15 protein-coding genes, 1 other RNA gene and 1 other annotated feature are annotated in these 17,830 nt (G+C 38.1%); of the genes, 2 read left to right on the plus strand and 14 right to left on the minus strand.

Features of this window, described 5'->3' with window-relative positions:
• Window positions 1-32: 32 nt before the first annotated feature.
• The 6 genes from QH639_RS10675 to hisS form a co-directional block, all read right to left on the minus strand.
• Entirely contained in the window at window positions 33-311 is a 279-nt protein-coding gene (locus QH639_RS10675) for an HPr family phosphocarrier protein (RefSeq protein ID WP_281116038.1), read from the minus strand.
• A gap of 18 nt (window positions 312-329) precedes the next feature.
• A complete protein-coding gene (locus tag QH639_RS10680) occupies window positions 330-1,049 on the minus strand; it encodes an SIS domain-containing protein (RefSeq protein WP_281116039.1) in 720 nt (239 codons plus the stop codon).
• Window positions 1,050-1,053: 4 nt separating this feature from the next.
• Entirely contained in the window at window positions 1,054-1,776 is a 723-nt protein-coding gene (locus QH639_RS10685) for a GntR family transcriptional regulator (protein ID WP_004226770.1), read from the minus strand.
• A gap of 553 nt (window positions 1,777-2,329) precedes the next feature.
• A non-coding RNA gene (gene ssrS, locus QH639_RS10690) (6S RNA) lies at window positions 2,330-2,529 on the minus strand.
• Window positions 2,530-2,668: 139 nt separating this feature from the next.
• Window positions 2,669-4,438, minus strand: a complete 1,770-nt coding sequence (gene aspS, locus QH639_RS10695; RefSeq protein ID WP_112118166.1) for an aspartate--tRNA ligase — start codon at window positions 4,436-4,438, stop codon at window positions 2,669-2,671.
• A gap of 65 nt (window positions 4,439-4,503) precedes the next feature.
• Window positions 4,504-5,772 (minus strand): histidine--tRNA ligase, encoded by a 1,269-nt coding sequence (gene hisS, locus QH639_RS10700; RefSeq protein WP_054550047.1) that lies wholly within the window; start codon window positions 5,770-5,772, stop codon window positions 4,504-4,506.
• 231 nt (window positions 5,773-6,003) lie between these two features.
• Window positions 6,004-6,246 (minus strand) — a binding site (T-box leader).
• Between the two features lie 164 nt (window positions 6,247-6,410).
• On the opposite strand from hisS, the gene QH639_RS10705 reads away from it, so the two are divergent.
• A complete protein-coding gene (locus QH639_RS10705) occupies window positions 6,411-7,997 on the plus strand; it encodes an N-acetylmuramoyl-L-alanine amidase family protein (protein ID WP_281116040.1) in 1,587 nt (528 codons plus the stop codon).
• Between the two features lie 47 nt (window positions 7,998-8,044).
• On the opposite strand, the gene QH639_RS10710 is transcribed toward QH639_RS10705, so the two are convergent.
• The 7 genes from QH639_RS10710 to QH639_RS10740 form a co-directional block, all read right to left on the minus strand.
• Complete coding sequence (locus QH639_RS10710) at window positions 8,045-9,451, minus strand: YfcC family protein (RefSeq protein WP_054550044.1); 1,407 nt, start codon at window positions 9,449-9,451, stop codon at window positions 8,045-8,047.
• A gap of 637 nt (window positions 9,452-10,088) precedes the next feature.
• The gene (locus QH639_RS10715; RefSeq protein WP_004226745.1) at window positions 10,089-10,304 is read right to left on the minus strand and encodes a DUF2642 domain-containing protein; all 216 of its coding nucleotides are present in this window, start codon (window positions 10,302-10,304) and stop codon (window positions 10,089-10,091) included.
• Between the two features lie 71 nt (window positions 10,305-10,375).
• Entirely contained in the window at window positions 10,376-10,816 is a 441-nt protein-coding gene (gene dtd, locus QH639_RS10720) for a D-aminoacyl-tRNA deacylase (RefSeq protein ID WP_048392115.1), read from the minus strand.
• 32 nt (window positions 10,817-10,848) lie between these two features.
• Complete coding sequence (locus QH639_RS10725; protein WP_048392114.1) at window positions 10,849-13,044, minus strand: RelA/SpoT family protein; 2,196 nt, start codon at window positions 13,042-13,044, stop codon at window positions 10,849-10,851.
• Between the two features lie 205 nt (window positions 13,045-13,249).
• Window positions 13,250-14,164: a pseudouridine-5'-phosphate glycosidase gene (locus QH639_RS10730; RefSeq protein WP_048392113.1), complete on the minus strand. Its 915-nt coding sequence runs from the start codon at window positions 14,162-14,164 to the stop codon at window positions 13,250-13,252.
• 4 nt (window positions 14,165-14,168) lie between these two features.
• Entirely contained in the window at window positions 14,169-15,260 is a 1,092-nt protein-coding gene (locus QH639_RS10735; RefSeq protein WP_009373750.1) for a carbohydrate kinase, read from the minus strand.
• Window positions 15,261-15,374: 114 nt separating this feature from the next.
• Window positions 15,375-16,625: an MFS transporter gene (locus QH639_RS10740; RefSeq protein WP_259419339.1), complete on the minus strand. Its 1,251-nt coding sequence runs from the start codon at window positions 16,623-16,625 to the stop codon at window positions 15,375-15,377.
• Window positions 16,626-16,809: 184 nt separating this feature from the next.
• On the opposite strand from QH639_RS10740, the gene QH639_RS10745 reads away from it, so the two are divergent.
• On the plus strand, window positions 16,810-17,268 hold the full coding sequence (locus tag QH639_RS10745) for a MarR family winged helix-turn-helix transcriptional regulator (RefSeq protein WP_009373748.1): 459 nt from the start codon (window positions 16,810-16,812) through the stop codon (window positions 17,266-17,268).
• Between the two features lie 39 nt (window positions 17,269-17,307).
• On the opposite strand, the gene QH639_RS10750 is transcribed toward QH639_RS10745, so the two are convergent.
• On the minus strand, window positions 17,308-17,820 hold the full coding sequence (locus tag QH639_RS10750; protein ID WP_004226730.1) for an adenine phosphoribosyltransferase: 513 nt from the start codon (window positions 17,818-17,820) through the stop codon (window positions 17,308-17,310).
• Window positions 17,821-17,830: the final 10 nt, after the last annotated feature.

Raw genomic sequence — 17,830 nt, forward strand, 5'->3', positions numbered from 1 at the left:
AGTGGCATAATCACAACCACTGCAAGAATCTATTATCCCTCTTGCCATTCTTCTCCTATTGCTTTAGACAACATGACTTCAGTAATAGTTTGAAATAATGTTGCTACATCTGGCCCATCTGCTGAAATTTCCACTACACTTCCTGGTTTAACACCTAATGACATCACGCCCATAATAGACTTTAAATTAACGGATTTTTCTGCGTATGTTAATTTAATATCACTTTGAAATGGTGTCACTGCAGTTACGAGTAATGCAGCCGGTCTGGCATGAATACCTTCAGTAGATGTAATTTTATACATTTTCTTCATTTACATACCTCCACTCTTTCACGTGAAATTAATCCGATGTTGATATTTGGCAATCATTTTCTCATTATGTGACCAATCCGAATCAACATTATTGCTGACAAAAATCGGTAACTCTATTGAGGACTTTGCTAGTGTTTCTATGATTTCACTGAACAAAGCATTTAATAGTAATGAACCAATAACAGTAGATGCTGGCGCATACTGTATGTCATGTATAGTTAGTACACCATCACCAATCGGTATATGGGTATTAATTACAAAATCTACCACATCTTCTAGCCGCAGCCCACTGTGATGACGTGTAGTCTGTTCCTTATAGTGGAGCGATTGGAGGGATAGCACAAATATCCCTGAATCCTTTGCTAATAAAGCGGCGTCAATAGGTGCTGCATTTCTCCCTGAGGTTGAAATGACGATGCAAACATCATTTTCACGAAAGTCAAACTGTTCCTTATGCTGTTCAATAATAGTTGAATCTTTCTCATTGATTGAAGAAGCTAATGCTCCAGCATGTAAAGCTAATGGTTCAATGAATATAGGACGGACGGGTACTAAACCACCTGCTCGATAAAATGCCTCCTGTGCCAATAGCTGTGAATGACCACAACCAAATAATTGAATTATCCCACCTTTTTGGAGACGTTGGACAATGATTTGAGCCACATTACTTATATGTGATGCCTCCTTTTCCTTCACAATCTGGATAAGCTTTTCGATTTCAGAAAAATATGCATGCATAAAATCACCTTTTAATTTCACTTATGAATTTATAACGATCAGCTCGATACGTACTGCGCACAAGCTCAAAGGGCTTACCATCTGATAAATAACTTGTACGTTTGATAATTAAAACTGGTGCTGTTTGATTAATTTGTAGAAACTTACTATCCTCTTTCGATACGATGGCTGCCTCCATCTGTTGTACCGCATTCCCAATTTTTTGATGGAACTTTGCTTCGATTAAGGCATAAAGCGAGCCCATTATTTGCTTCTCATCCAACTCCGGATAAATTTTAACTGGGATATATGTTCTTTCGATTGCCATTGGTTGCGCATCTGCATTTCTTATGCGCACTACAAAAAATACTTCTTCGCCAGACTCTATCATCAAATCTCTTGCAATATCCACTGGTGGTATGATTTTCTCAAATCGTAATACCTTACTGCTTGGTTCCATTCCTCTTGCCCGCATATCTTCCGTGAAACTCGTTAAGCCTTTTAACGGTTGCTCTAATTTTGGATTTGCAACATACGTTCCTCTCCCTTTTTCTCGATATAATAGACCACTATTTACTAGATTGGTAATGGATTGACGAACAGTCATTCTACTTACATCAAATTGTGCAGAAAGCTCTCGTTCTGATGGGATAGTCTCACCAATTCTGTATTCTTCTAAATAAATCCGTTGTTTAATAATCTCTTCTATTTGTATATAAATAGGTATATGAGAATTTTTCTCTAACAATTCTTGCACCTTCCTTATCGCCTTTATGATTTCTCCATACAACTTTACCTCGTTAGATCGGTTTTTGTATTTCGCATGATTAAACAAAGCTAAATGATATCCACGATAACAGTGTGAAAAAGACATATTTACACAGTCGCTTGATGTGGTAACTTTCTCACTATCATTGTAGCATCTGAGCTCAATCATTGTACCATTATATTCTCAACTGACTAATCACCGTCTTGTAATTTTGATCCAATTTGCCTTCTTTCAATAGGCTTTTCCCTCACTGTGTTTTGTATCAACCACAATTAAAACGTTTTCAAAATCATTTAAATAAAGTGTTTTTCCTCGTAATATCTGCCTAAAGATATAATGTATCTTTTCCTTTAGCGGATATAGCTTCTCAAAAGGTATAGTTGTCTATACCAATTATATGCTGCTTCATCAGAAATAAAAAGTAATTTTTCATATTTTCTAAACATTCACTCAAAAAACTCCACTAGTTCTTGTTTAATTTTATGTAAAAAAAAGGAGCTATTAATAAGCTCCTCTCAATCCTATGTATAGGACGAATCCCAATTGTGCCGTAATGCCAAGAAACATTCGTTTTGAACCCGCAATTTGCAGGTGGGTGCCCGCTTTGCAACTTTAAACGTCCCGCTTTGTTAGGGGCATGTTTGCGACTACAAAATGAAGGCTCCCGATTCTATAATGTTCGGTCAAAACTGTGAAGTAGAGTTAGCAGTTAGACAAACACATCAGGATTCGTATTACAGTTATCATAACACCACTTTTCTGATAATTCAAACGATTTTCTCTAATAATCTATAATTTCTTACGAAAACGCAAAAAATACCTAGATTCCCAACAGTATTTGCTAGGTAATCCAGGTATTTTGAATTATACATTATTTTCTAAATGGTTTGATAGCCAGGCTTAGTTCACTTAGTTGCTCAGGAGATACTTCGCTTGGCGCTTCTGTCATCAAGCAGCTTGCACTAGCTGTTTTAGGGAATGCGATTGTATCGCGTAAATTAGTACGACCTGCTAATAGCATAACGAAGCGATCAAGACCAAAGGCAAGACCTGCATGTGGTGGTACGCCGTATTCAAACGCTTCTAATAGGAAGCCAAATTGTGCTTGTGCTTCTTCTTCTGAGAAGCCAAGTAATTCAAACATTTTCTCTTGTAGGTCACGTTCGTAAATACGTAATGAACCACCACCAAGTTCATAGCCGTTTAAAACGATATCATATGCTTGTGCACGTACTGCTGCAGGGTCTGTGTCCATTAACGCTATATCTTCATCAAACGGGCGTGTGAATGGATGGTGTGCTGCATAGTAGCGTCCATCTTCCTCAGAGTATTCGAATAATGGCCAATCAGTAATCCAAAGGAAAGCAAATTGTGATTCATCGATCAGATTTAAATCTTGTCCTAATTTTGTACGAAGAGCACCTAATGAAGCTGCTACAACATCGGCTTTATCTGCTACAAATACTAGAATATCGCCAACTTCTGCTCCCATACGCTCGATTAAGGCTGCTGCTAATGCCTCGTCAAAGAATTTCGCAATTGGTCCGTTTAAGCCTTCTTCTGTTACCTTTAACCAGGCAAGACCTTTTGCTCCGTAAATCCCAACGAATTTTGTTAACTCGTCCATGTCTTTACGAGAATATTTGTCAGCTGCACCTTTAATATTGATACTTTTCACTTGTTTTCCTTGTGCAACCGTATCAGCAAATACTTTGAAATTACAGCCTTCAAAAATATCATTTAACGCCACAAGCTCTAATCCAAAACGTACATCTGGCTTATCTGAACCATAACGATCCATTGCTTCTTGGTATTTCATGCGCTGGAATGGTGCAGGAATGTCAATTCCTTTTACTTCTTTCATAACCACTTGAATTAAGCGTTCGTTCATTTCTAATACTTCTTCTTGTGTTAAGAAGCTCGTTTCAATGTCCACCTGTGTAAACTCTGGTTGACGGTCAGCACGTAAATCTTCGTCACGGAAGCAACGCGCAATTTGGAAGTACTTTTCAAAACCAGCAACCATTAATAATTGCTTAAATAATTGAGGTGATTGTGGTAAGGCATAAAATTCACCTTCATGTACACGTGAAGGAACTAAATAGTCTCGAGCACCCTCTGGCGTTGATTTTGTTAAAATTGGTGTTTCAACTTCTAAGAATCCTTCATTTTGTAGGAAGTTACGAATTGTACGTGTCACATCAGAACGCATTTTGAAAGTATCGAACATTACGGGACGACGTAAGTCTAGATAACGATATTTTAAACGTAAATCTTCTGATACATCTGTACGATCTTCGATTTGGAATGGCGTTGTTTTTGCCGTATTAATTACGACTAATTTTGTTGCTTCCACTTCAATTTTACCGTTTGGTACATTCGGGTTGATTTGATCCTCTGTACGAAGGATGACTGTGCCTTCCACTTCGATCACATATTCACTACGCACTTTATCCGCTAATGCGTGTGCTTCTGCAACATCTGGACTAAACACAACTTGCGTAATACCTGTACGGTCACGCAAATCAATAAAAATTAAACCACCAAGGTCACGACGACGCTGTACCCAACCTTTTAATACGACTTTTTCGCCTTGTAACGCTTCTGACAGCTCGTTACTAGCATGTGTTCTTGTAGCCATTGTTAAATTCCTCCAAAATATCTTCAATTTATGTAGCATTTCCTAGAAATGCCCTCTGTTTATTTTTAAGCTTTTTGTGTTAAATAGTTCACTAGCTCTGAAAACGCCACTTTGTGCTGCTCCCCAGATTCCATATGTTTTACAGCCGCTGCTTGCTCTTCAAGTTCTGTTTCGCCAAGAACAAGCGTATATTTTGCACCTAGTCGATCCGCTGATTTCATTTGAGCTTTCATTTTACGGTCTAAATAATCCATCTCTGTCGCAAGTCCCTTTGCTCGGAAAGTGCTTGTCAGCTCAACAGCCTTTTGCTTCGCTTCATCGCCCATTGCAATAATGTAAACATCTAGCCCTGATGCTGTGTCTAATTCAACACCCTCCGCTTCAAGTGCCAGCAACAAGCGCTCAATACTTAATGCAAAACCTATACCTGGTACATCTGGACCGCCAATTTCTTGCACTAATCCATTGTAGCGTCCACCACCACATAATGTTGTAATAGCACCAAAGCCTGATGCTGTGGACATAATTTCAAAAGTTGTGTGATTATAATAATCAAGTCCTCGTACAAGATTTGGATCGACCTCATATGAAATACCCAATGTATCTAAGTACGATTTCACTTGAGCGAAATAAGCAGCTGACTCTTCTGTTAAGAAATCAGTTAACGCTGGAGCCGTTTGCATTAATGGATGCTCACGATCTACCTTACAATCTAAAATTCGCAATGGATTCTTTTGTAAACGATTTTGACAGTCTGAGCAAAATTCATGAATATGTGGCTCAAAATGCTGTAATAAAGCAGTACGATGTGTATCACGTGTTTCTTTATCGCCAAGAGAATTAATCACTAATTTTAAATCCTTTAAACCCGCTGATTCGTAGACGTCCATCGCAAGAGCAATGACTTCTGCATCAATCGCAGGATCTGCTGAACCAATTGCTTCTACCCCAAACTGTACAAATTGACGATAACGACCAGCCTGTTGGCGCTCATAGCGGAACATTGGTCCTAAATAAGAAAGCTTAACTGGCTGATCAGGAGCACCAAACATTTTATGCTCCACATAGGCACGTACGACACCAGCCGTATTTTCTGGACGTAGTGTTAATGAACGCCCTCCACGATCTTCAAATGTATACATTTCCTTTTGTACAACATCAGTTGTTTCCCCAACACCACGTGCAAATAGATCCGTTTGCTCGAAAATTGGTGTGCGAATTTCGTTATAGCGATAAACACGACAAATATCACGAATAATCGCTTCAACTTTTTGCCATTTTTCAGATTGACCTGGCAAAATATCTTGTGTCCCTCGTGGCACTTTAAAACTCATGTAATTCCCTCCTATATTGATTGCTTATGATAGAGCAGCTGTAGTCCCACTTTGAGCGAATGCATGCTTTGGTTGAGCAAATTTTTGTCCTGTTGGAGCGGGTTACAGCCTTGATGAGCGCTTTTCATACTAATTAGAGCGCCTTCCCCTCTTTTCTGAGCAAAAACAACAATCCCTCTTCAAAAACTCATTACTTTTTGAACAACAAAAAAGCCCTCGTCCCTTGCAATAGCAAGGGACGAGAGCTGTATAAGCTTCCGCGGTTCCACCCTAGTTGACACAAATGATTACATGTGTCCTCCTCTTAATCGGATAACGGCCGATTCCGTTTTTTCCTACTAGGCACTGCTTTTCAGAAAAAAGCCTCTCAAGTGTTATTCACGTGATACATTTTTGTAGGAAAGATTGCAGCCTAAGTCTTTCCCTCTCTTTTCCAATAGTGGTATACGCTACTTGCTTGGTCATAAGCGATTAATCATTTTTCGATTACCCTTTATGTTAGTCACTAGCCAAAGCAATGTCAACTATTTTTGTATTTTTCATCAGTCTATCTTGAAAATAACTAATTCTGTTACCATTTTACCACGAATTTTATGATAAAAGCATGGTAAAATAGCACAAGGAATAGGAGGAATCTGATGAGGACAACAATTTTACATAGTATAATCATCTTCGTACTAATGGTAACGATGGCGATTCCAAATAAGAACTTTGTTCAAAGAGCTTCCGCTGACACCAGTGATCTAAAAGTCGCTGGAACGATTCTTCATTTGCGAGAGGGTCCTGGATTGTCTTATCCCATTATTACGACTTTAGAAGAAGGTGACCCTTTAACCTCAATCGGTCGAGAAGGTGATTGGTACCAAGTCAAAGCAGGTAATTACGAAGGATGGGTTGCCTCTTGGTTGACAGCACCTACTAATGCTAAACAAGTGATTGACAAAACCGTCATTTCACAAGTTGACCGTTTAAATATTCGAACAGAACCAGATATCTCTTCAGCTGTTCTTGGTCAACTTTCTACAGGTAACCAAGCAAACCTCGTTGAAGAAAATGAAGAATGGGCAAAAATCGATTGGAATGGATTAACAGGATGGGTGTCAAAGGATTATGTCACGATCAACGATAACCCTAAAAAAGAAACGGAACCCAAGGAAGATGCTGTTGAAGTAACTACTACACCCACAGCACCCGCCAACAAAGATACAACCTTCACCATTTTAGTGGACACCCTTAATGTTCGTAAGAAGCCAGATTTGAACGCTAAAAAAATCGGCACAGCAACAAAAGGACAAGCCTTTAAAGTACTTACACATGAGCATAATTGGGTACAAATTCAGTACAATGATAAAAAAGTAGGTTGGGTCTATAGTTTTTACGGTACATTCTCCAATAAAGTAAAAAGTACCTCAAAAACGTCAACTTCCAAAGAGTTAGAATCTGTTACGATTATCTATAATGGGACAAACCTACGAACGGATGCCTCAACAGCTGCAGAAGTAGTTGAACGGGTAGATGCTGGTGTAAATTACCCAATTGTAGGCGTTAAAAATGATTTTTATGAAATACAAATAGACGACGAAAAAACAGCTTTTGTCGCGAACTGGGTAGTTACAACAAGTTCCAATAAAGCGACAAGTCCACAGAAAGAAAAGGAAGAGCCTCGCAAAAAAGGTACGTTAACTGGATTAACGATCGTTGTTGATGCTGGTCACGGTGGAAATGATCATGGCACAACTGGTCAACGAGGTACAGAGGAAAAGGGCATTACTTTAAAAACGGCTACTTTGCTTGCTTCCAAGTTAAGTGCTGCTGGCGCAAACGTTGTCATGACGAGAGAATCGGATGAATATGTGGCATTGCGTAAGCGTGTATCGATTGCCCATCAATATGAGGCAGATGCCTTTATTAGCCTTCATTATGATGCGACAGATGATAGCTCCATTAACGGCTTCACATCCTATTATATGAATAGCAATCAAAAAGGGCTTGCTGAAGCAATTCATGATGGCCTTTCCAGTAAACTAGATTTAAGAGATCGTGGTACACAACAAGGAAATTATTTAGTTTTACGAGAGAATCGTCAAAAGGCCGTCCTTATTGAGTTAGGCTTTTTAAGTAATTCCAGTGAGGAGCGCGTCATTACAACAGCTAAATTCCGTGAACAAGCGACTCTTGGTATTTATCAGGGAATTCTCAGCTACTTTAATGAACAAGATGAATAAGCAAAAAAAAGCTGCGGATGATGATAACATCCACAGCTTTTTTATATTTAAGATATTCCTAATGCTACCGCAGCAATTAGCGCCAGACAGGCAATCAATGCCCACCCAAGAATCATCTTCCAGATAAACTTAATCCATTTTTCATATGGGATACCTGCAACAGCTAGATACGCCATTAATGCAGACGAAGTAGGAATAATAGAGTTCGTTAAGGAATCCCCATATTGGAAGGCTAAAACAGCCACTTGTCGCTCTAATCCTAATAAATCAGTGATTGGAATCATAATCGGCATTGTTGCAGCTGCCTGTCCACTACCAGATGAAATAAATAAATTCAAAAGAGCTTGGATAAATAACATGCCGATTGCACTGATAGCATGTGGCAAATGTCCAATTGTTTCTGATGCTGCATAAACGATTGTATCAATAATTTTCCCCTGCTCTAAAACAACTGTAATAGCACGGGCAAAACCTACAATTAAAGCACCAAATGTTACGGCCTTGGCTCCCTCAATAAAGGAATCAAAGATAGTAGCAGGTTTTAAACCACCAATTAATCCTGCAATTAACCCCATAATTAAAAAGGATGCAGTTAGCTGCGTTAAGAACCAGCCCCAGTTAAAGACACCATAAATATTAAAGCCAATCCCACAAGCCATGACAATAAATACGAATTTATGCTTGCCTGTTAATGCAGGGATGTCAATCGCTGAAACATTGGATTTAGCTTTTTGCTCAATATCGTAAATAACGCTTGCTTGAGGATTCTTTTTCACCTTAAAAGCATAGCGAGATACATAGAAAATAGCAAAACTTAATACAAAAACATAGACAACAGCACGGAAGCCAATCCCTGAGAATAATGGTACATCCGCTAATGATTGTGCTACACCTACCGTAAAGGGATTAAGCATTCCTCCAAAAAATCCACTGGCGGCACCAAGTGTAATCATGGCTGTTCCTGTTACAGCATCAAAGCCCATCGCGCGTGCAATGGCCACACCAATTGGTACGAAAATAATAGTTTCTTCCGCCATCCCCATTGTAAAACCACCAACAGAGAATAAAATCATCGATAAAGGAATCAGTAATTTCTCTCTGCCCTCTAAAGCTTTTACTCCTTTATAAACACCAGCCTCAATAGCACCTGTAGAACGAATAATACCAAATACACCACTGACTAAAAAAATGTAGAAAATAATTTGAGCCCCTTTTTCGAGACCCATTGGAACCGCTGTAAACATTTCAAAAAAGGAAACTGGCTCACTCTCAATATGATGATAGCTTCCATCTACAACGAGCATTCGCCCTTCTTCATCCTCTACACGTTCAAACTCACCCGCTGGTATAATATAGCTTGCAATACCTGCTAAAAAAATAATAGCAAAAATAATCGTATATGTATGAGGTACTTTCAACCAGCTTTTCTTCTTGACCCCCTGTTCATTTTCCATTAAATCGCGCTCCTTTTTCTGATTTAGACATTAGCCGTATATTGTCGCTATTTGTCGCTAATTGAAAATAAATATACATGAGTTTAAATTTATTGTAAAGTATTAATTTTCTATTATTTCTGAAAGCACACGCTATCTTTCCTAATTAAACCTCTTGTTCCTCTTCTATAAACATGGAAAATTTTATTCACATACTCAAATAATAATGGGCATTTTCAACGTTATTTTTTGTTTTCCAAAATAATAATTTTATCTTATATGACGAATTGTTTTTTATTAAGGCAGGAGCAATATGCGGCGGTGTTAGAAATGATAAAGTTTGAATGGATTGTCCTTAAATGCTTTTTATTCATGAACTTCATAAAGTTCCCCTTATTAGTGGGATAAATTAATGATGAAAGACATCAAAGGTTGTAAGTAGAATGGAAAATCGTAGATTAACTATCCATGAGGAATCAAATGGACTTTCTTACATATCGTTTATATTTTTTTAAAAAAATAATATTCAAAGAGTAGCAACTGTTTTAATAGTTTTTATCTCTTCGAAATAAATTTGCTATTTAGGTATTATTATTTGCATTAAACAAATAAAAAAGAACCTTCTATCATTTATGATGATTTGAAGGTTCATACTTTCTCATTTTTTTGTAGTTTCCAATGTAACCCATACAATTTCCTCCATCCGAATGAAGAAAGGCGTACGATTTATCTCAAGAACCATATGGTCAGGTAGTATGGATAATAAAATACCTTGTTGAATATTTTTTTCTGTTTGCACAACTACTGCCTGACCAATCATCATGTTAAGAGTTTCGTATAAATATGGATTTGTTATACTTCTCGTCTGCGTCATGTTTAAGACACTCCCTCCTATAAAACTAACCATACTCTTTAGTATATGAAGGAATTATAGGAAATGTTCCATTATTTTGACTCTAGAAGAATTGTGACTGGACCATCATTAATTAGTGCTACATCCATCATGGCACCAAAAATACCTGTTTCCACATGTAAGCCCTGTTCGCGTAAAGCTTGATTAAAAGCCTCCCACAGTGGCTCAGCTGCTTCTGGTCTAGCTGCATTGATAAAACTTGGACGATTCCCTTTTTTTGCATCCCCATACAGTGTAAATTGCGAGACGGATAAAATAGCGCCCCCATGCTCTAAGATCGAATGATTCATTTTTCCATCTGCATCTTCCCAGAGACGTAAATTGGCTACTTTTTTTGCTAAATAGGCAACATCCTCTTGTGTGTCTTCATGTGTAATTCCCACTAAAAGAACATAGCCATGATCAATTGCTCCTGTAACAGTTCCGTCCACTGTTACAGAGGCAGCTTTACTGCGTTGTAATACTACTTTCATGTACTAAACCCCAATCCTATATTGCCTATCAATTAGTTAATGACGCGTTGCACCGAATAAATATCAGGTGTTTGTTTAATTCGCTCAACTACTTTATGCAAATGTGAAATATTTGAAATAGAAATTGTTAAATGAATTGTTGCCATTTTATCACGGTCAGCACGTCCACTTACTGCTAAAATATTCGTTTTCGTTTCACTAACAATTTGCATGATTTCATTTAAAATGCCAGGTCTATCAAAAGCTGAAACCTCAATATCAACAGGGTATTCCTTTTTCTCAGGAATGACACCATGCTCCCATTCCACTTCAATTAAGCGCTCCTGCTCATCCTCAATTTGAATATTTGGACAGTCCTCACGATGGACAGAAACACCTCTCCCCTTCGTAATAAAGCCTACAATATCATCCCCAGGAACGGGCGTACAGCAGCGAGAAAGTCGAATGAGCATATTATCAATACCCTTTACAATAACACCCGATTCCGTACGCTTTTGTGGAATTGGATTTTTCATTTTTTGTTCAATTTTCTCTAGTGCTTCTTCCTGCTCACGTTCTTTACGACGTTTTTCAGCTAAACGATTTACGACCTGCTGCGCAGTAATACCATTCACACCAACTGCCGCATACAAATCTTCTTCATTCGTATAGTTAAATTTGTCGCATACCCGTTTTAGGTTTTCGGAGGACATCGTTTCCTTTAAATCGAAATCCTGAGCACGGATTTCTTTTTCAATCATTTCTTTACCTTTGACAATATTTTCTTCACGCAGGTGTCGTTTAAAGAATTGCTTTATTTTATTCTTCGCCTGCGAGGATTGAGCTATTTTAAGCCAATCGCGACTCGGACCAAAGGATTGTTTAGAAGTTAAAATTTCAATGATATCGCCCGTTTTTAATGGTGTATCAAGCGGTACCATCTTGCCATTGATTTTCGCTCCAATCGTACGATTTCCTACTTCGGAATGAACACGGTAGGCAAAATCAATAGGAACAGAACCTGCTGGCAATTCAATGACATCACCTTCAGGTGTAAAGACATAAACCATATCAGAAAATAAATCAAATTTTAAGGATTCCATAAATTCTTCTGCGTTGGAAGATTCATTTTGAAACTCCAAAATTTCACGGAACCACGTTAATTTTTGGTCGACATTTTGCTTTTGATGATCAACGTTTTTACCTTCTTTATATGCCCAGTGCGCCGCAATCCCGTACTCTGCAATTTTGTGCATTTCCTTTGTACGAATCTGTACCTCCAACGGATCACCATAAGGTCCAATAACAGTCGTGTGTAGAGACTGGTACAGGTTTTGTTTTGGCATAGCAATATAGTCTTTAAAGCGTCCTGGCATTGGTTTCCAAAGTGTATGCACAATCCCTAATACGGCATAGCAATCTTTAATACTATCGACAAGAACACGAATGGCTAATAAATCATAAATTTCATTAAACTGTTTCTTTTGTAACACCATTTTTCGATAGATACTGTAAATATGTTTTGGTCGACCATAGACATCTGCGTCAATTTCAACCTCATTCAGTTGTGATTTCATCTCAGCCATCACATTTTCTAAATAAGCTTCACGTTCATCACGTTTTTTCTTCATCAGACTGACAATACGATAATATTGTTGTGGGTTTAAATAGCGCAGTGCTGTATCTTCAAGCTCCCATTTTACAGTCGAAATTCCAAGACGATGAGCAAGTGGTGCAAAAATCTCGAGCGTCTCTTTTGAAATGCGTCGTTGCTTTTCAGCAGGTAAATGCTTTAACGTACGCATATTATGAAGACGGTCTGCTAGCTTAATGAGGATGACACGAATATCTTGCGCCATAGCCACAAACATTTTCCGATGATTTTCTGCCTGCTGCGCCTCTTTAGATAAATATTTAATTTTCCCTAGTTTGGTAACACCATCAACAAGCACGGCCACCTCTTCGCCAAATTCACGTACCAAATCATCCCGTGTAAAATCGGTATCTTCGACAACATCATGTAAAAAACCTGCCGCTACAGTTTCTGGGTCCATTTGTAATTCAGCTAGAATACCTGCTACTTGTACTGGGTGAATAATATACGGTTCACCAGAGCTACGGAATTGCTCAATATGGGCATCCCTTGCTAATTCATATGCTTTTTTCACGAATGCGACATTTTCATCATTCATGTAGGATTTGACTAACTCAAAAACGTCCTCAGGAGTCAAAATTTGCTCTTTCGCCATAACATGTCCACCTTGCTCGTCAAATTTTTCAGATTAGATATAAACTTAATTGTATAAAATATTGTGGTCTATTGTAAAGAGACTGTATCATTTAGTTTAGTTAATCTCGTGAACAGTTCGAAAAATGGAAAAAATATTCTTCTTTTTAATAAAAAAGACCCTCTGCGACTTCACGTCACAAAGAGTCCTTGTTTCGACAAATTGATTAATGTAATTGATTGTAAGCTACAGCAATTTTCGCGCCGACTACTGCATTGTTTTTCACTAATGCAATGTTGGCATCAAGACTTTTACCTTCTGTTAATTCTTTAACTTTGCCAAGTAAGAATGGTGTAACATTTTTACCTTGAATGCCATTCTCTTCAGCTTCAACTAAAGCTTTTTCAATAATGTTTGTAATAAATGCATGCTCTAATGCTTCAGACTCAGGAATTGGATTTGCGATGACAGCGCCACCTTTTAAGCCTAATTGCCATTTCGCAGATAGCATTGCTGCAATTTCTTCTGGCGTATCTAATTGGAAGTTTACATCAAATCCACTTTGACGTGTGTAGAATGCTGGTAATTCATTCGTACCATAACCAACCACTGGCACACCTTTTGTTTCAAGATATTCTAATGTAAGACCGATGTCTAAAATAGATTTTGCACCCGCACAGATAACGGCAACATTTGTTTGTGCTAATTCTTCTAAATCAGCAGAGACATCCATTGTTGTTTCCGCACCACGATGTACACCACCAATACCACCTGTAACAAAGATTTCAATACCTGCAAGCTCTGCACAGATCATTGTCGCTGCAACTGTTGTCGCACCTAATTTTTTCGTTGCTAGTAAGTAGCCTAAGTCACGACGTGAAGCTTTTGCAACACCTTGAGCATTACCGAACATTTCTAGCTCTTCATCTGATAGACCAATTTTAATTTTCCCATCAATTAATGCAATTGTTGCTGGGACTGCACCATTATCGCGAATAATTTGCTCAACTTCACGCGCAGTTTGCACGTTTTGTGGGTATGGCATACCGTGTGAAATAATTGTTGATTCTAACGCAACGATCGGTAGACCTTTTGCTTGTCCTGCTTTTACTTCTTCTGATAATACGATGAATTCTTTCATGTTGTTATTCCTCCATTTCATTTTTCAACAAATCTACTGATAATTCAGGTCTTACTGTATAAGGAGATGCCAATGTATTTTTTGCATTGGTTAATCCAGCATCAATACATGTCTCAAAAGATTGTCCAGTCAGCCAGCTGTGAATAACAGCGCTGACAAAGGCATCTCCTGCTCCTGTCACATCTTCAATTTTGTCAATCACTTTAGCGGCAACATGACAAGGGGCAATCGTTGTAGATGCTGCATAAACGCCCTTGCTGCCAGCCGTGATAATGACATGCTCGGCACCTAATTGTAGGAGCTGTTGTAAAGCTTTTTCATAATGGGTAGCGTTTTCAATTTTATGTCCAACAATCGTTTCCGCTTCATCTGTGTTACAAATAAACCAAGTTACGCCTTGTAATGTTTCAGGTAGTCGATTCATTTTTGGCGAAGATACTGGCACAATGACAAGTGGAATATCACGAGCAAGGGCTACTTGCTGGATATACGCCACAGTTTCTTTTGGACAGTTTAAATCCAAAATAAAACAGCCCGCGTTTACAAGCATTGTTTCATGTTTTTTCAACAAGCTCGGTAACAGAAGATCGTAAACCTCCATATTTGCTACAGCTAGTGCTAGCTCACCCTGTTCATCCATGATGGCAGTATAAGAACCTGTGGAAGCCTCTGCAAGCTGCTCTACATAACGTAGATTCATAAAGGATTCCGAAGCCTCTTGGATCACTTGCCAATCAGCATCCTTACCTGCCGTTGTCAGTAACGTCACTTGGTGATTTAATCTGCCTAAGTTTTCAGCAATATTTCGACCAACGCCACCTACACTAAAGGAAGAGCTGGCAGGGTTAGATGTTCCAAATTGAACATTGCCCTTTACATGGAATTTGCGGTCTAAATTAGCTCCACCGATGCAAATAATTTCATTTTCTTCGGGTAATATATAAGCACGACCTACAATTTTTCCTTGCTTCGTTAAACTAGACACTAAATTAGCAAGCACAGGACGCGACAGATTCATTGCATCTGCCATTTCTTGCTGAGACATAAACGGATTCTGGCGAATTAAAGCAAGCACCGCCTGTTCTCTTTCATTCATAGCATCACCTTTTATTATATTTGTTTATATTATAAACTTTTGTTTGTGTTATGTCAAAAGATTCTTTATTAAAAAAGTTGAACCTCATCTTACCGAGGTTCAACTTTTATGTGTTTACGCTTGCTGGGGTGTTTGTTTTTTAACAATGATAACGAATAAACTGGCCATTGCACAAAACATTCCTGCAAGGAAAAATGCCCATGTATAAGAATTGAAAAATTTATAAATTAACCCCCCACCATACGCAGCAACCGCTGCTCCTGCTTGATGTGAAGCAAATATCCAGCCGTAGATAATACTGCTTTTTTGCATACCAAAAATTTGTCGTGTCATACTGATGGTTGGTGGCACTGTAGCAATCCAATCTAGTCCGTAAAAAATCGTGAAAATCGTTAATAAAACAAATGATCCTTGTGCGAGTGCATAAGGGAGCAATAATAAAGATGCACCTCTTAACAGGTAATACCAAAACAATAACCACCGATTATCGAAGCGATCAGATAACCAGCCAGACGCAGTTGTACCTAATAAATTAAAAATGCCCATAAAAGAAAGGAATGATGCGGCAGTGACTAAAGGAACGCCAAAGCTAATACAATAAGAAACAAAATGAGTACCAATTAATCCGCTTGTCGATAGCCCACAAATAAAAAAACTACCTGCTAAGAGCCAAAATGCTTTAACCTTAATCGCCTCAAATAAACCTTTAAAAGCCATAGCTATTGGATTCTTTTTTTGCTGTATTTGTTGTTCCTCTATAGCCTCCTCTTGTCCATAAGGAGTTAACCCCATATCCTGAGGTCTATTTTTTATAAAAAGCGCAATCATGAAAAACATTATGATACTAAGGAGTAGCATTAATGCGATAGCCCATCGCCAAGAATAGTGTTCAATAATGATAGCTAGAACTGGTAATAAAATTAACTGGCCCGTGGCTGTACTTGCCGTTAAAATACCAACCGCTAATCCTCTGCGTTTTACAAACCAATGATTCGCAACATATGGGCTAAGGACAGTTAAAAAAAGACTTGCTCCAAGACCAATAATGCCCCCCCAAATAACAATTAGCTGCCAGGATTCACTCATCAAAAATGTTAAAGTCATTCCTAATACTAAAGTTGCCATAGCACCTAGCATCATTTTCTTTAAGCCAATGACTTCAAGTAATGCAGCCATAAATGGTCCAGATATGCCATATAAAAACAAACTTACAGCAAAGGCTAAAGCAATGGTTGAACGATCCCAGTGAAATTCTTTTTCAAGAGGGTCGATAAACACGCCAGATGATGACATTGTAATTCCTGCGACAATTATCGAGAAAAATGTGACGATTAAAATAAACCAACTATAATGAACACGTTTCACCTCAACACCTTCTTTTCTTTGATAGACTACAAAACATGTATATACATGTTTAAGTCTGCTTATTTCATTTATATGTATATACATGTATAATCATAGTAAGCGTTCATAAAGCTGTCAAGAAGTAATTTCTAGTTATTGGGTGTATACTTATAATGAGTAGAATCCCCTTAAAGGAGTACTGTCGATGAAGAATCAACTTAAAAATATTGATTATACACAAATTTGTGTTTGTGCAAACCTTAGAAAAAAAACAAGGGTTGTCACACAATTATATGATAAGCTGCTACAGCCTACAGGTTTAAAAGTTACACAATATTCAATGCTTGCACATATTGACCTTCAACAAGCTGTCTCAATCAGCCGTTTAGGTGAAATTTTACAACTGGATCAAACCACTATAACACGTAATATTAATCTATTAAAGCAACATGGCTATGTTGAGTTAAAGCGAGATACCAATGATGCTCGTACCAAAAAAATAACGCTCACTGAAAAAGGTTTAGAAAAGCTGCATGAAGCAGCACCGATTTGGCAAGGCATTCAAGATAGAATTATCGAGGATATTGGAACCGAAAAATACGCAGATTTCTACGATACCTTGCGAACAATGCAAAAAATTATTCAAGCCTATGACGAAGTATAAAAAAAGCGCCCACAGTATAGGGCGCTTTTTGCCATGCTCTTAATATTGAATAAGTGTTTTAATATTTAAATCGCCAAGCTTTTCTCGACCATTTAATTCTAGAAGTTCAATCAGGAATGCACAGCCTACTACCTGACCACCTAATTGTTCTACTAAACGAACCGTTGCTTCAACTGTACCACCAGTCGCTAGTAAATCATCACAGATTAAAACTTTTTGACCAGGCTTAATTGCATCATGATGCATTGTTAACGTATCTTTACCATATTCAAGACCGTAGTCTGCACTTATTACCTCACGTGGTAATTTACCAGGTTTACGAACAGGGGCAAAGCCGATTTCAAGTGCATAGGCAACTGGACAACCGATAATAAAACCACGTGCCTCAGGGCCAACAATAATTTCAGCGCCCACTTCTTTTGCATATTCTACGATTTGGTCTGTTGCATATTTGTATGCAGGACCATTATCCATAATTGTTGTAATATCTCTGAAGGTAATGCCCTCTTTCGGCCAATTTTCAACCGTTGTAACGTATTGCTTTAAATCCATGTTATTGCTC

It is taken from the genome of Lysinibacillus sp. 1 U-2021 (genome assembly GCF_029916965.1).
GTDB lineage: Bacteria > Bacillota > Bacilli > Bacillales_A > Planococcaceae > Lysinibacillus > Lysinibacillus capsici.